General features: G+C 58.4%; 11 protein-coding genes. 5 read left to right on the forward strand and 6 right to left on the reverse strand.

Annotated features, from left to right (window positions below):
- Positions 1 to 334: 334 nt before the first annotated feature.
- The 3 genes from repC to ACREYQ_RS13175 are packed head-to-tail and all read right to left on the reverse strand — an operon-like array spanning position 335 to position 2426.
- Entirely contained in the window at positions 335 to 1342 is a 1008-nt protein-coding gene (gene repC / locus ACREYQ_RS13165) for a replication protein C, IncQ-type (protein WP_432258024.1), read from the reverse strand.
- Positions 1339 to 2211, reverse strand: a complete 873-nt coding sequence (locus ACREYQ_RS13170; RefSeq protein WP_432258025.1) for a helicase RepA family protein — start codon at positions 2209 to 2211, stop codon at positions 1339 to 1341. The genes repC and ACREYQ_RS13170 overlap by 4 nt, the downstream gene beginning before the upstream one ends.
- A 20-nt stretch (positions 2212 to 2231) precedes the next feature.
- The gene (locus tag ACREYQ_RS13175) at positions 2232 to 2426 is read right to left on the reverse strand and encodes a helix-turn-helix transcriptional regulator (protein ID WP_432258026.1); all 195 of its coding nucleotides are present in this window, start codon (positions 2424 to 2426) and stop codon (positions 2232 to 2234) included.
- A gap of 419 nt (positions 2427 to 2845) precedes the next feature.
- Here ACREYQ_RS13175 and ACREYQ_RS13180 point away from each other — a divergent pair, with 419 nt between their 5' ends.
- Together ACREYQ_RS13180 and ACREYQ_RS13185 are read left to right on the forward strand one after the other, a co-directional pair.
- Positions 2846 to 5392, forward strand: a complete 2547-nt coding sequence (locus ACREYQ_RS13180; protein WP_432258027.1) for a hypothetical protein — start codon at positions 2846 to 2848, stop codon at positions 5390 to 5392.
- Between the two features lie 5 nt (positions 5393 to 5397).
- On the forward strand, positions 5398 to 7095 hold the full coding sequence (locus ACREYQ_RS13185) for a hypothetical protein (protein WP_432258028.1): 1698 nt from the start codon (positions 5398 to 5400) through the stop codon (positions 7093 to 7095).
- 130 nt (positions 7096 to 7225) lie between these two features.
- Here ACREYQ_RS13185 and ACREYQ_RS13190 read toward each other — a convergent pair whose 3' ends face one another.
- Positions 7226 to 7843, reverse strand: a complete 618-nt coding sequence (locus ACREYQ_RS13190) for a hypothetical protein (protein WP_432258029.1) — start codon at positions 7841 to 7843, stop codon at positions 7226 to 7228.
- A 4-nt stretch (positions 7844 to 7847) separates the two neighbouring features.
- Positions 7848 to 8087, reverse strand: a complete 240-nt coding sequence (locus tag ACREYQ_RS13195) for a hypothetical protein (RefSeq protein WP_432258030.1) — start codon at positions 8085 to 8087, stop codon at positions 7848 to 7850.
- A 528-nt stretch (positions 8088 to 8615) separates the two neighbouring features.
- Between ACREYQ_RS13195 and ACREYQ_RS13200 the strand changes: the two genes are divergently transcribed.
- Positions 8616 to 9080 (forward strand): hypothetical protein, encoded by a 465-nt coding sequence (locus ACREYQ_RS13200; protein WP_432258031.1) that lies wholly within the window; start codon positions 8616 to 8618, stop codon positions 9078 to 9080.
- Between the two features lie 261 nt (positions 9081 to 9341).
- Here ACREYQ_RS13200 and ACREYQ_RS13205 read toward each other — a convergent pair whose 3' ends face one another.
- Complete coding sequence (locus ACREYQ_RS13205) at positions 9342 to 10499, reverse strand: hypothetical protein (RefSeq protein ID WP_432258032.1); 1158 nt, start codon at positions 10497 to 10499, stop codon at positions 9342 to 9344.
- Between the two features lie 1942 nt (positions 10500 to 12441).
- Between ACREYQ_RS13205 and ACREYQ_RS13210 the strand changes: the two genes are divergently transcribed.
- Together ACREYQ_RS13210 and ACREYQ_RS13215 are read left to right on the forward strand one after the other, a co-directional pair.
- Positions 12442 to 13242: a hypothetical protein gene (locus ACREYQ_RS13210; protein ID WP_432258033.1), complete on the forward strand. Its 801-nt coding sequence runs from the start codon at positions 12442 to 12444 to the stop codon at positions 13240 to 13242.
- Between the two features lie 105 nt (positions 13243 to 13347).
- Positions 13348 to 14136, forward strand: a complete 789-nt coding sequence (locus ACREYQ_RS13215; RefSeq protein ID WP_432258034.1) for a hypothetical protein — start codon at positions 13348 to 13350, stop codon at positions 14134 to 14136.
- Positions 14137 to 14420: the final 284 nt, after the last annotated feature.

Here is a 14420-nt window from a genome sequence, read left to right on the forward strand (position 1 = left end):
GATTGAGCGGGCCACCACGACCAGCTCTGGTCAGAAAATGCTAAGGCTACGTCATGAGAACTTCGCCGATGAGAGAGTCGGACGCCATAGGCGTCCATAGGTCGGTGCTACGCACCGCATCTTGTGTGGATGGCGGGGACGGACGGAGCCGCCATCCACACTTATATATAGGGCGCGTTCGGTGTCTCCGCCAAAATCAGTATTTCTTAATGATTTTTCGTTTCGAGGCGTTCATGCTATGCCCCCGGCACAGCGTGAACGCTCTTCCGCTTTTAGACCGTGCTCAAGCGCTGGCAGCGGCGACACGCATCGCCAGCTTCCATCTACGACGCGGTCAGGACTTCGGTGTTGTGAACCACGACGATATATCGAGGGGACCGCTTGAATCGTCTTCCTCCTCCCGTGTTGAACTATGGTGGGGCTCATCGTCAAACTCAGACACCGACTTCAGCTGACTGCCTGCGCCGGGGACATATGCAAGCTTATTGCGATAAAAGGTCAGGTTGACCGCCTGGTCCAGTGTCGCTCCGGCATGCGGCTTAAGCGTCCAACCAGTGAGCCGAGCTATTTCTGCCAGGGCCTTTCGCAGTTGTTGACGCCGCCTCCGCTTTGTTGAGTCTGCGATTTCACTGCCAAGCCAAACAAACGCTGCGAGCTCATCGACAGCGTACGCGCGCGTCTCCCCTGGCCGGATATGAACCGACAGTGCACAATGCAAGGCTCTTGCGATATCGGATTCGAGCCTCAACCTTTCAGCCAAAGAGACCGGCGAATACTGGTTCCCGAGTAAAATCTCGGTCAGTCTGCTGTTGAGAACGACATCCACGCCGTGGGCATCCCCAACCCGCCATTGCAGCAACTGCGAGCGCCGCTCCACTCCTTTCGGTTGCTCGAACCAAACAGACACCTCACAGAGCCGTCTGAGCTGCATGCGCAGTTGTCGTGCTGCACTTCCCCCATCGTCACGACGCCCGCAGCGACGTACCAGTTCGCCGTAGCTCACGGACAAGCCAGCTAACGCGACAGGCCGCCCCTCAGAGGATGACTGCCCAACCTCGGCCATATCTTGTGCCCCTATTGACCTAACTAGAGGCTGCCAGTCAACGTTGAGCGCGCAGCCATTACCGTACTGTTCATGGGCCAGTTCCATGAGAACCAGCAACACGGTCTGTTCAGCAACCCCGAGCATGTCCGGTCCGCGCAGGTGCCACTTGACACTCGCAAACTCACACTCGACGTCGAGCTTTGGCCGCTCACCACTGAGAAACGACCCAAATAGCCCTGCGGAGGGAAGCATTGGGTCGTAGCGGACCACGCGTTTACCCGACAAACGGCGAATCATTTGGCGGCCTTTTCTTCAGTGCCCTTTCGTAACACACGTTTGCTTTGGCTCGTGCCGACCGTGGGCACCAAGATGCCCGAGTCAGGAAGCCTTCGCAGCGCCACCGAATCAAAGGGAGAGCAGTAGTTCGCCTTTGAGCTGTCCAGCCGGACCAAGTCTTTTCGCTCAAGGCCAAATTTCGCGGCTTGCTGAGGCGTGACGGGTGAAAGATTGACCTGCCAACGAACGTTGTCTGGCAATGCCGTCGAGCCCCGTGACGCCGTCACCTGGTCTGCGGTGCCATTCAAGATAGAGTTGCGGCTAGTGTGATGAGAAAGCAGCACGGCCCCAGTTGTCGTGAAAGCCACTTTTTCCGCTTGGCTCACAACCGCCGTCATATCCTTAGACTGGTTCTCATCCCCGTGGTGAAAGCGGCGTAATGGGTCGAAGACCACCAGCCGTGCGCCCTGGCAAACGTCAATCACGTCATCGAAATTGTCCGCGCCAGCTTGTAAGGTCACCAGACCGGAATGGCCCGCCAACGGCAGCAGTTTGAGGTTCTGGCGCAATAGGTCGAGAAGCCCCATCTTGTCTTCGACATTCGAACTCTTGGCAAGCTGAGCAACGATTGGGTGTAATCGATGATGCATGATGAGACACGACTCTTCAGCCAAGAAGAGCACAACCTTGGACGGCTTTGAGCCTGCAACACCGAGAGCGCCGCCGAGCGGCGGCAGACCGGTTGCGAGTGCACAGGCGATTTGGGTCAGCACCATGGTCTTGCCCACACCACCAGGACCGACGAATGCGCCGACTGTACCGGCCAGAAGGCCAGGGAGCACCTGGTCCAAAGGGGGCGGAGCCGTTGTCAATGCGAGACGAACATCCATGCACAACTCTGATAGGCGGGTCATTGGACGCCTCCCACCACGTATTGGGCGAGCCAGGCGTCAACGTCAACTTGACGCCAGCGCAACAGGCGCGTACCGGGGATATGCAGGCGCGGAGGGACTGCCAGCGGATTTCGCTTCAAATCCTTCTTGATGGTTTCCGGGCTGCGACCGAGCAGTGCTGCCAGTTCATGAATATCGAGTAATTTCGACATGGGGATTACACTCCAGAGAACAGTTTCGCTGGAGCACGGAGGACAGAAGAGCGGCCTACGTGCTCACAGGTGCCACGGCGTGACTCTGTGTGTAGGCGGCCTTTTTATTCAGCCGCTCCTAGTCTCGACGAAAAACTCGTGGGAAAAGATGTAAGGACACGCTTGCCCGACTACCTGCCAACACAAATGAGACAACCTTTCGACTTGGTCAAGGTTCGACCACGTCTCCCGCCAGCGCAATTTTCTCATGCGGTCCAGTCCTGGATTTACCACACGATGGGCCGGAGTTTGTTTCGCATCCCCTATGCGACAATACACACGGGATTTGGCAGTAAGAAAGGCCTGCAAACGTGGGAACACCACTCGCGTTGCGCGGGGGTACAGAAAGAGAAACGACGCTAGTCGCCGCTACCAAGGTCATGTCCAATACGCTTGTTTCCGCTATCAAGATGGCGCGTCCGCGCCGAGCCCTCTTCACGACGTTCACGTTCAGTCTGTCCTGGTTCGAGGCCTTCGTCCTGCCGGCGCTGCGGCAGTGCGACTGCGAACAGATTGACGTGCTGGTTGATGCGCGGCAGGCCTGCAAGTCCACCGATGAAGCCGCCAGCCTGTACGCCGGTAGCGCCTACCGCGTCATCCCGGTCTACATGGGGAAGACCACAGTCTTTCACCCCAAGCTCGCCTATCTGGAAGGCTGGGAAGACCTGGACCATCTCGTGGTGGCCAGCACTAATCTGACGATGTCCGGCCACGGGCGCAACCTCGAAGTCATCGATGCCCTGAGCTCAGACACGGAGCCGGCCGTATTCGGCGAGTTTGGCGACTTCCTTCAGGCACTTACTGCAAAATATTCCTTCTCCGCAGAGAGTCTGGACGTACTTCACGCCTACCGGCGCCGCGCGGCCACCCAGCTTGCGCGTGCGGGAACGGTTGATGAGGCGGCCCGCCGCACGTGGCTCGTGCACACGCTCGCCACGCCCGCCGACGAACAGTTCCTGGACCATGCAGCACGCATCGACGACGCTCATCGCCTCACGGTGCTCTCGCCCTTTCACGCTCCCAGCGGCGCTCCTGTCCAGAAGCTGGCGCGGGAAATCGGTGTGGACACCCTGCGTATCGGATTGGACGCCCGCTCGCTTATCGCGCCGTTCGCGGACGAAGACGTGTTCGACACGCAGCCCGACTACGTGGTTGCCAAGCGGGAGGATGAAGACCCGCGCCTCTTGCACGCCAAGTGCTTCGAACTTGAGGGCAGCAACGGCACGCTCGTCATGACCGGCTCCGTCAATGCGACCGGCCAAAGCCTGAACTCCACGGACAACGTGGAGGTGTCTCTCATCCGCATGCTACCCAAGTCCCCGTTCAAGTGGGTTAAGGCCACGCCGGTCGAATTCACGCCCTGCGAGTTCAAGGTCGAGGCGATGACCGCCCGCAATCCGGCCCTCCAAGTCACCTGGACGATAGCCAACGAGCTGGTGGGACATATCGAGCCGGCCGGGGATACCGAACTGGTGACGCTGTCCGTCTGGGATGGCGACGAACGCGCTGCACTGGTGGACGAGGTACGGCTAGAGAATGGCAAGTTCTCGGTCAACATGGGTCAGCCCGTCAATGCTCGCGGAGCCCTGCGCCTCATCGTCGAAGGGCTGGACTTGCACGCCGAAGGCTGGATTAACGTCGAACTTGACCTGGCCGGCGATGAAAACCAGCGCAACCTGGCCAAAGCGTCCAGTCGCGTGATGGCCAACGAATTCCGGCTGGAAGACCTGGACACCATCTTCGGCTGGCTCTCGCGGTTGCAAACCCATGTCCAGTCGCAGGAAAAGCGGGAACCGGGTGGCGCGGGCCGCGTGTCCCCGTCGACCCGGAGTGGAACAGCACCAGCCCCTGTCCGCAAGATGAGCTACGACGAGTGGCGCGCGAGCATCGAGGCGCCCCACGTGGCCAAAACCCCGGCGGGCCTCACCCGGAATACGGTCGAGGCCGTACTGCGCTGGCTGAATCGTGACGTAACGACAGAGTCCCCGACCACCCCACCCAAGAAGCGGGATACCCCACCTTCGGAGGGTGCGCCTACCGGCAAGGCGTCACCGCCGGTAAAGCGCGCGCTGCTGGCCACGGAGAAGTCCGAGTTCACATCGGGAGGTAGCTCGGCTGACGAGGAGCGCCGCCAGCGCACCGAAGCGCTGTATCAGGCACTCCTGGAGGCCATTCCGAAGGGCCTCGCCCTGGAAGCCCGGTCGTCTGTCGCCCCGATGCTGGTCGAACTCTCGGGCTGCGCGCAGCTCAAGCATGCCCTTGTGCAGGGAGCCCGTGGCGGGCATGGAGCCGACCATCTCGCGCTGATGCTGCAGGGTTGGCTGACCCGTTTTGCCACCTTCGAATACGGTGAGGATAACCGGGGAGTTCTGCTGCCCTTCTTCTCGGCCATGGCGTGCTGCGCCGTCGCCGCACACTCTCAGGTTTCGCTGCCGTCTCTCAAGGAGGCCCTGGAGCTGCTTGCCGGCCGCTCACTGGAGCCTGGCGAGATTGCGGCGGGCGCGCGCCTGGCCCTGCGCACGAACCGGTTCGACCGCATCCCGGAGGATATGAAGCGCGCCGCGCTGGAGGCCGCCGGTGCCATCGAGGCCGAGCAGACCCAGTCCCAGCGGCTGGTGTCCCTGATTGAACAGGTCACGAATCCCACCACGAAATCGGCACCGAAGGTCCCGCCCCGGTATCAAAAGGCATTTGAGGCGCTGTGGCAGCACCGCAAGAGCACGCGCGGCGCTTTCGGGGTACTGGCGCGAAGCACGGGTCCGATGGCCTGTCCATGCTGTTACGGCCGACTGCAGGCGGAGGACACTTCCCGTTTGCGGGCGGACCAGGTCTGTCTGTGCCTGAACTGCCAGCGCCCCGTCTTCTACGCCCTCGATACCACCGCCTTGGACCAGAACGGACTGGCTGGCCGCTACAAGAAGAACTGAATCCCATGCTCCAGCATCTCGACAAGCCGTACTTTACCGACCCGCTCACCGACAATTTCGTGCTCGACCCGCTGGGCACGAACGCGGTGGTGGAGTCGCTCTATCGCTCGGTGTTTCCGGGCATCAACAACGTAGTGGCCTTCATCCGGGTGTACTCCGCCATCTGCTGGATGGTGCGCCAGATTGATGAGACGGCCCGGCGCAAGCGCGACCCGGATATCGAGGCGCTCTCCCTGGATGGTCTTGAGAAAATCCAGTTGCTGCTTGGCTGGTACAACGTGCGGCAGAACATCCGGGGGCTCGCCGGCGGCGGGCGCCTCTACCCGGAGGGGCGCACGAAAGTGAAGCTGAGCATGAAGGTCATCGTCGGCGCGCAGGACCAGAAGGCCATGGACCGCGACCCGGACTACGAGCCGAGCTCCGGTGCCAATTTCCTGCAGGCCGTACAGTACGGCCCCAGCATCATCAATGGCATGCCCTGCCTGAAGGTGACGGGTGTCCGGGGGGCCTACCTGCTGACCGACGCGGGCGAGAAGCTGGCTGACGCCTACGAGAAGGCCATTGCGAAGCATCCGCGCCGGGACTGGCTCGCCGATATCGGCAAGCAGCACGTCTCGGATGAGGAAGTCGCGGAGATGGGTGGCATGCTGGACCTGCTCAATCCGTCTCAGGGCGAGATTGACGCATTCATCGAGCAGTACTACCCAGAATCCCCGGACGGACTCACCTTGGGGCCGAACTGGGAGTACCGCCAGCAAGGCTTGACCCTCGCGCTGCGCGCCATCTACGCCGAACAGAAGACGCGCATGTACAAGGACGGCGTGCCCGAGAACGTCATCCGGTTCGCAATGGCACGTGGCCGCACGCACGATGGCAGCTACGAGCTGGCGCTCGATGATTGCGCCCAGGCCCAGAGTTGGTGGGCCAGTTTGCAGTTGCGGCAGTACGTCAGGATTGCCCAAGGCGTCCTGCTGCGGCTGTGCGAGTCGTGGGTACACCGGGCGGTCGTGACGAACAGGCCCCGCGAGATTCTCAACTGTGCGCAGGGCCTTGGCGACAAGCTGCTCACGCTCCTCCCTGAGAACACCCGCCAGGACGTAGCAAGCCTCGTCAAGTTGATGGAAGACTGGCGCGGCGATGAGCCGACGCTCTACGCGGCCGGCCCGCAGCTGGAATACGCGCAACGTATCGAGTCCCTGCTGGATTACCTACTGAGTGTGCGCTACTTCGCGCACAACTCGGATGAGGAAGAGCAGGCATTGCGCAGTTCCTACATCGCCCTACTCTACTGCGCAAGCGAAGCGAAGAACTTCCGGACGGACCCGTATTTCGACCAGGCGCTGGAGAATGAACAGCTTACGCTCGGGAAGCTCGCCGACGTCATGCTGGCGCACATGCACGATTCGCCGGCGGCGTTCATGGTGCACATCGTTCAGCATTACGTTTTACTCCAGCATTTCGGCATCGTGCAGGAGCGCGCCGCCCGGGACGGTCGCAGCCGCTACGTGTTGCTCAAGGGTGACCATGGCCTTGAGCGAACGGGGAATGGCGAGGACTTCTTCGGCATCGACCTGCTGGTGGACCGACTTCGCCATGCCCTGCTCCTTGCCGCGCAGTGTGACCTGCTAGTCCAAAACGAGGAAACTGGGACGTTCTCGCTCACACCTGAGGGCCTGCGACGATTGCAGACGGCTGCCTCCTGATGTGTACGATGTCTTCGGCCGACCGCTAGCCCCACAAGCACTGGCAAGTGCAAGTTAGTGGGGCTAGCGTGTTCTTACAGAAAAGAAAGGGGCCAAGTCCGATGCTTCCCTGCTCCCGCCCCTTCAGGGCTCACCCTCCTTTCTTCTTCACAAAGCCAGCGGCTTGAAGGGCACGCATAAGCTCATCCGTCTCGCTCTTGATTTCGGTCCAAAGCTTGTTCTCCTCGGTTTCCTTCATGTTCTCGACCTGCGCCCTGTCGTGGTGGCCCTCACTGATTTCGCGACTCGCATCCTGAAGCGCGTCAACGACGCGTTTGAGAGGATGGTCGACCGGACTAACCCCCTCTGAAGGACGTGCAAATGCTCGCAACGACGCGATGGCGTATTCCACCGCTGCGACGCCGACCGCGCTCAAACTTTCCGGACCTGCATCCGGCAGCTCACTGGCTGCGCGCAGCAAAGCAGCCGCCTCCTTGATACGCCAATTCGGGTCTCGCGCGTGCGCCTCTTCCGCAATTCGCTTGGCCTCGGCTGTCTGACGCGCGGGCTCAATGACCTTGCTTTCAACATAGATGCGTTCAGCATCAGTCAGCTTGTCAACAAGCTCCGACGGGATAGACAGGGAATCGATGGGCAGGCTGCCGACAAATACCTGTTCGGCATAGCCATGGGAGTTGCCCTTCTGCTCCTTGCGCACATAGCGGCTTCGATAGAGCTGGAAGCGGCCACTACGTTGTTTTGCATGCATATTGTTACCCCTGAAGCTCTTCCGTGTTCTTTTTTGCCTTTGACCTCAGGAGCATGCCTTCAACATAGCGGTACTCAGCAAAGGTCAGCTTGCTCGCAAGCTCCGGCGGGACGGACTCTGAGTCGACTGGCAAGCTGCCCACGAACTCAAGCTCGGCATAGCCGTGGGTAATTCCCTTCCACCCTTCACGCACATAGGTGCTCCGATAGAGCTGGAAGCGGGTGTTTCGTTTTTTTACGTGCATTTTTGTCTCCAAATGAGTTGATAACAATTCGTATAGCAACCTGCGATGCAGGGGCGTGCAACGAGCGATATCGAGCGGGGACAGCAGAGGTAAAAACGTTGCCCATTGGGGGGCCATTTGAAGGCACAACACACGCCGCCGACATTGCCCGGGCGGTGCTCAACGGGATGCTGTGGCGATTGCTTGGAGGTTGCGACGTCTGAACCAACCTGGAAACGTTTTCGGTGCCCGCCCCCGCGACAAACGTCTTCGAACTAAAAGAGATTACTTCTATTTAGACTGGAGGCACCCGCTTAATGCACCGATGGAATCATCCACTGAAAATAATCGTTCCTTTTTATACATGGCATTTTCACAAACCCCTTGCTTTATGGGTTCAACGAGGCTAAATTTGCCCTCCTCGACATACCGTCAATAACAAGAATAACCACCCGCCCAGTTCCCAGATAACCCCACGCTCGAATGCAACTTGACCACCTGACGCGGCATGCGAGCGATGGGACACCCACGACTAGAAAACAAGAAGAAATGAAAGAAACGACCTTGCAAACAACCCAATGGCGCTGCCGCGCTGAATGCGTCGCCGACGCCGAATTGCTCAAATGGGCATTGCGCGGTATCGCAATCGACATGCGAGACGAACCGGCATGGCTTCCGGACGAAGACCCCGTCTTTTTGACGCTTTACGACGTTGGCCTTTCGTTTCGAACGGAGTGCACACTCACTCTTGGCATGCTGCGCTGGATTTTTAGCCACCTGACCGACTGCCATGTAGCGACCGAATCACTGGCAGAGTTCTCCGAGTACACGGCCGGGCGGACCGACTTGGAAGCCTCTGACTTTGCCGCCCCTCCGACTGACATCATTCAACACGTCGAGAACAATCTCGACGAGTACTGCCTATATCTCGAGGTGCTCCGCGACAGGGCACAAGAGAGCTCTGCGGTGCTGTACGAACAACGGCTTGATTTTGAAATGCCCCAAGCGGCTTGACCAAACACGAAGTGGAAGGCACCATATTGCGTCAAGACTGCGTATTAGCGGGTGAAAAATCGCAGTGCCGCCCGCGAAGCCGGGTCCCACCTGGAGTGGGAGTTTTGCCGAAAGGCAGATAGAGACCCCCGCATGCGACGGCCGCCGAAGAGGCGGCCGTTGGATTTTCTGCCTCTTGCCGGACGGATGCTTCGGAGGTTCCCCTACTACTCGCGGGCGGAGACCACGCGCCAAGCCCATTTGTTCAGGTGCAGCCGCCGCTCACTCGCGCTCCGTCGCGTCGTTCCCTTCCTTTCGCCTCCGCAGAATCGCGGCAGATACCACAGCGCGCGTACGGGAATCGTTACGCAGTTGCAGCAGTTCTTCCGCAGAGACCGCTGTACGGCCAGCCAGTTGCTTCTTGAATCGCTCGATGAAGGAATCGGTTCCGGCGCTGCAATTGCCGGCGGCAAGACTGTCGCCTCGGGTGACCATCACCGACGACAAATCGTACACCCGGCTTCGGAACTTCTCTTCAACTCGCCCAGACTGCAAAGTCATTAGGCGCTGATGACGAGCAGCGGCGGCCTTTCTGCGAGCGGCATCCAATGAGCCACCTGCCACGTGATAGCCGCGAATAATCCAGCCCTCGACGGTCTTCAGGGAGAATCCCCGACCCTGCTCAACCCAAACCGCCCTGTACTCGCGATGTCCAACGCGTTCGGCATCCAGGGTCAATAAGCCAGTTACAACCGGCATCAGCCCAAAGTTCCGCAGGCAACGCTCAGTGATGGTGAGTGTGGCAGTGCTGTTCGTACCAGACCACTTCCCATTGGCAGACCAGGCTCGCTCACTATCGCCAGAGGCGCTGGGATGGTCGTCGACGCTCACCGTGACGTTATGTTTCCCCCCGGCCCAGGTGCTAGATGACTGTCGGTAGGGCCAGTCGTAGCTCAACACAGCAGCGACCTGGCGCTCGATGGCAGACGTCGCAATCTCTTCAATTGCTCGACGTAAGTCTGGAGTCGCCCTAGGCGACACGCTCCGGCAAGCGTCGAGGCGCTCCAGCAGCGAACCCCCACACGCTGTCAGAGCGTAAATGGCTTCGGCTCGCGCCTGCACCCTCGCGGCGTGAGACCAGTTGTGCTGGGTATCAAAGTTGATTCTTCTGGATAGCCAGCGCCCCTCCGTGGCGTGCTTACCCGAGCGCAGCAACGCAAGGCCTGGGATACCGCCCTCCATAGCGCTCCTGGCGTATCTAAGGGCACCACGCAGGGTTTTAGCTGAACTCCCTCTGGCCTGCATTCGAGCGATAAATTCAGCAACGACTAACGCCTTGTTTTGAATGCTATACCGTGGCTCAGATGCCGCCGCATCGCCGCTACCTGTCCAGCAGGACGCCGTCTGCACGGTTTCTGCTATTTCGAAATCCTGGTTCACGCTCATAATCATCGACCCCATATAAAATAATAAACATCACTCGGTTGAAACTGATATTCATATTAATCGCACAAAATCGATAAATAAACGTATAAATCAGCAGTCAACCAAAATATCCAAGCATTTATACATAATATCGATTTTAATGAGGTTTGTTGCGAAATCACAACACCTCAAGCAGCCAGCGCCATATCATTTCGTCCACAGTCCGTATGGACATACTGGAGACCTAGGACACTCTGTATAGGCAGCACGTCCAAAAGACTGCTCCTAAGGAGAAGTTCTTTTTCTTTTATTTTTATGCTGTGTTGGTGAGGCCGAGTGAGCAAAGCACCCCCAACCCGCAGGCATGCCTGCAGCTCGTGCTTCGCTCGTTTGAATATGCCGTGCCGGAGCCAGCGTCGAACATTGAGCACGTGAGTCGAGACGATTCGCTCACGCACAGCCAGACTATTCACGCATTTGTCGCGTGCCAGTTCCCCTCTAGCTGCCACCCAGGGCGCGCCCGTAACTTCCCGCTTGACGCAATTGGAACGGTCGCGGTGGTTTTCCCCTCTCCCCCGTCCCCGAGCCGATTAGCGGCTCAAAAGAGGATAGGCACCGGTTTTTAAACGCCAACGACTGGGGTTGCCCCATTTGTGTACGTGTTCTCCCTTTTCGTCAGTGACGACCTGAGCAGCAGCAAGCCGTCGACCGTCCAAGTGCGAGTTGAGCCAGCCGTGGACGGCTGCAAAGGTTGCAGCCCGTTCTCGATGTAAGGCGGACAAGGAAGTCGCGTCCCGGCCGTCAAGCCAGCTCGACGCGGAACGTTCTCATTAAAGCGAATGCGAGGTAGTTACAGAGGCCGCACCGGTGAGTTACCCCTTTAGCCTGGGCCCAGGAGAGGATTGTTGCGCCCTTGAGGGGACCTATGCGCTTTCGCGGTTCTCGACTGACACAAAATTCGCACCTTCAGCGTTTCCCTGCTTTGTCGGTCCCTTCTTCGTACCGAAAACTGGCGCCTGAATTTGTATCACGGATGAAACCTCGCTTGAATGTGATTGTCATCGAGTCGATGCGATGGCGCACACTTCTGGATTCTTTATATAAAACAAGGGCTTGTGAGTAACAGCGGGCCACACCGATGCTCGGCACTCTCAGCTTCGTGCCCCTTTACACCATATATCGGTGTATCGAAAGTATTGACATTGATACGTAGTCGTACAGCAAATTCAAATCTACAAATTTCACCGATACAAGTAGTTTCGAAATCGGAGTATATGCTGGATGCCGCACCCGGTTACCGCCCAAGGGCGTAGACTACGCCATGACATCCGCCCAATAATTTACAAAAGATTTTTTTGAAATAATTCCGACACATTAGGCCACCCCTCCCGGATTATTTTAATACGTCAGCACCACTCGTTATCGTCAGGAATTTTCGACCAAATGGTGTTGGCGGCGTCCACGCCATATCAAGCGTGAAACACCTAGGCATTCAGGGAACTCCCTAAATCCTACGTCTTCCCAGCAAAGGTTGAGCCACCGAAGGATGGCGCATCATTTGCTTGGCCCTCAACGCATTTCTCGGAGTTGTGACCTCCTGGTCTACCGCTGAATGCGCGGCACCCTGTGCACCAGTAGAGTGCGCGGCTATCGTTGTCTGTCGTTACATGGCACCGGGGCCGTAGGAGAGCTGAATGAAGCAAGAATAAGACGAAAAATGTCGGATTCGTTTTCTGAGCGCATCTTCAGCACGGCGTACCACATCTACGCCCTGTACTTTGCGGCTAATTGATGACTCCCCCATGGGTGTGCCATTGGGCCCGAGAATATCAATCTTGCGACCAGGAGCCAGTCAAGTACTTGGCGACTACTGTTCGGCATAGTATTGGCGTCCTTACGCGACGCGTCTCGCGAATCCAGCTCCCCGTAAAGCGCTTTTGCATTTGGAGGCGTCACCATGAAAGACTTGGTCATGCTCAACAAAAGGGTATTTCGAACATCAGCAATTCTCATATCGGTGATGTTGGCCTTAGCGGCCTGTGGAGGAGGCGGTGACAGTACTGGCAATGCAACATTAGCCGCTACTGCGGCGCCACCGGCAGGCTCAATCAATCCCCAGGTCGTTCCGCTCGATGCAAATTTCCGTGGCAAGACATACACGGAGTGGGTGGTATCGTTCTGGCAATGGGCCCTGGTTTTGCCTACCGGCCCGCTGCCGCACCCGTTCAACGACTGCCAGAACCGGCCAATCTCGGCAAGCCAGACTGGAAACGTCTGGTATTGGTCTGCGCCGGATGCTGCGCCGCTCCTCTGCGACCAGACAGGGACGGTGATTCCTGGGGGAACAGCCATCCTTCTCACCATGCTTGATGTTGAGGCGTCGTCACTGGACTCGGACCCGCACTTTAATTCACCAACAGCCGATGGGCAGCGCAAAATTGCCACGACCTTCGCTAGCTACATCTCGGATTTGTTTTGCACCATCGACGGTGTCTCGGTGACCGATATTCCAGCATATCGGACGACGACCGGTCAGTTCTCGTTTACGCCTCCAGCGAACTGGATTTTTGGTACTAACCCCACGAACGCCACCGCCACGTCTGTGGCAGCTGGCTATTTCTTGTTGCTGAAGCCTCTATCGCCGGGCAAGCACGAAATTCACTATGGCGGAACCTTCCATATTCCTGCAGGCGTGTTTGGACCCGACGCGGTGGACGTCCCTAAAGATGTAACGCTATGGATTAGGGTTGGAGATTAGATATGGCATTTACTCGCTGGCATCCGTAAACCACGCGACGTAACCGGACGGGGCGGTGCCGCAAGTTGCCGCCCGTTGTGCGCTACTGCCTCCAAGGAGGCCATTATGCTAATTCCTTCCCCGGCGCGCGACGAGCGCACATTCTATTTCCCTAGTCTCTTGAAAACAGCACACACCTCCTTGGTCGCGGTTGCCGTAGCGCTGTTGGCGACAAGTTGCGGAGGTGGTGACCCTGCCGAGCCCGTAGCAGAGTCCGTCGCAACCACGAAAACTATCAGCAATGCGTCGCCGCCGCCTTCGCCGACCACGGTGCAGATATCGATGAGTCAAGGCAGCGACGCGATAGCTTTCTTCGATAGCTTTGACCCGACTGGGTGCGTAGACACGAACGTTTTTGTGGCTTGGATTTACGGTGCAACGAAGACAGTCGCCAACGGAGGACCGGCACGTACGGCAGCCATGGACCTGAATGTATCTGTCAATCAGTACGACTTTTGCCGGCAAGTTGTTTTGCTAAGCGCCTTTGGCGACAACCCGACCTTCACCTTTCAGATTGCACCGGACCTGAGCAGTTCCAGAGTGACCGGAATGGTGACGCTCACTGACTTCGTCAGCGCCACCGATTTTGACGTCCAGGTCGATGTCACATGGGCCGGCAATGGACCGATGTCAGGGACAACAATCACTCAGCACACCTCCTCATTTCCCGGGGGCGTCTTCAACTCCCGCGTTAACGGCTTCTCGCGCGCCGCTGTGGCCTCCGGTACTGTCGCCTCCAACACGACCAACTTTACACCCGCCGCCTCAACGTTTGCCGAGATGGACCGGGGCTCTTCCGGAGTAATTGATATCACGCCGGTAGCAAGCAGTACGACGGCAAGCACGACACCTTAATACGTGCCAGGGGCGCAATCATAGGCCACGAGCGGGCGGCAGAGTAACCCTTGCGAGGATAACTGCCCGCCCCTCACTTTAAGTCGCCAGTCAGTTCCGCCGGCCACGGTTGGGTGGCCTGCCGCGTGCGAACGTCTTCGCGTCGGCCATTGAAGCCAGTCTGGACAGAGTGACGACATCAAACAGGGTGTGCATACGCGTTGGCGGTGGGCGGGACGATTGATTGCAAGGCATTGTAGTTGCCCGTGACAGGGCTCACGCCTATTGCAAAACAAGACAAGCTT

The organism is Cupriavidus sp. TMH.W2 (assembly GCF_050847365.1).
Lineage (GTDB): Bacteria > Pseudomonadota > Gammaproteobacteria > Burkholderiales > Burkholderiaceae > Cupriavidus.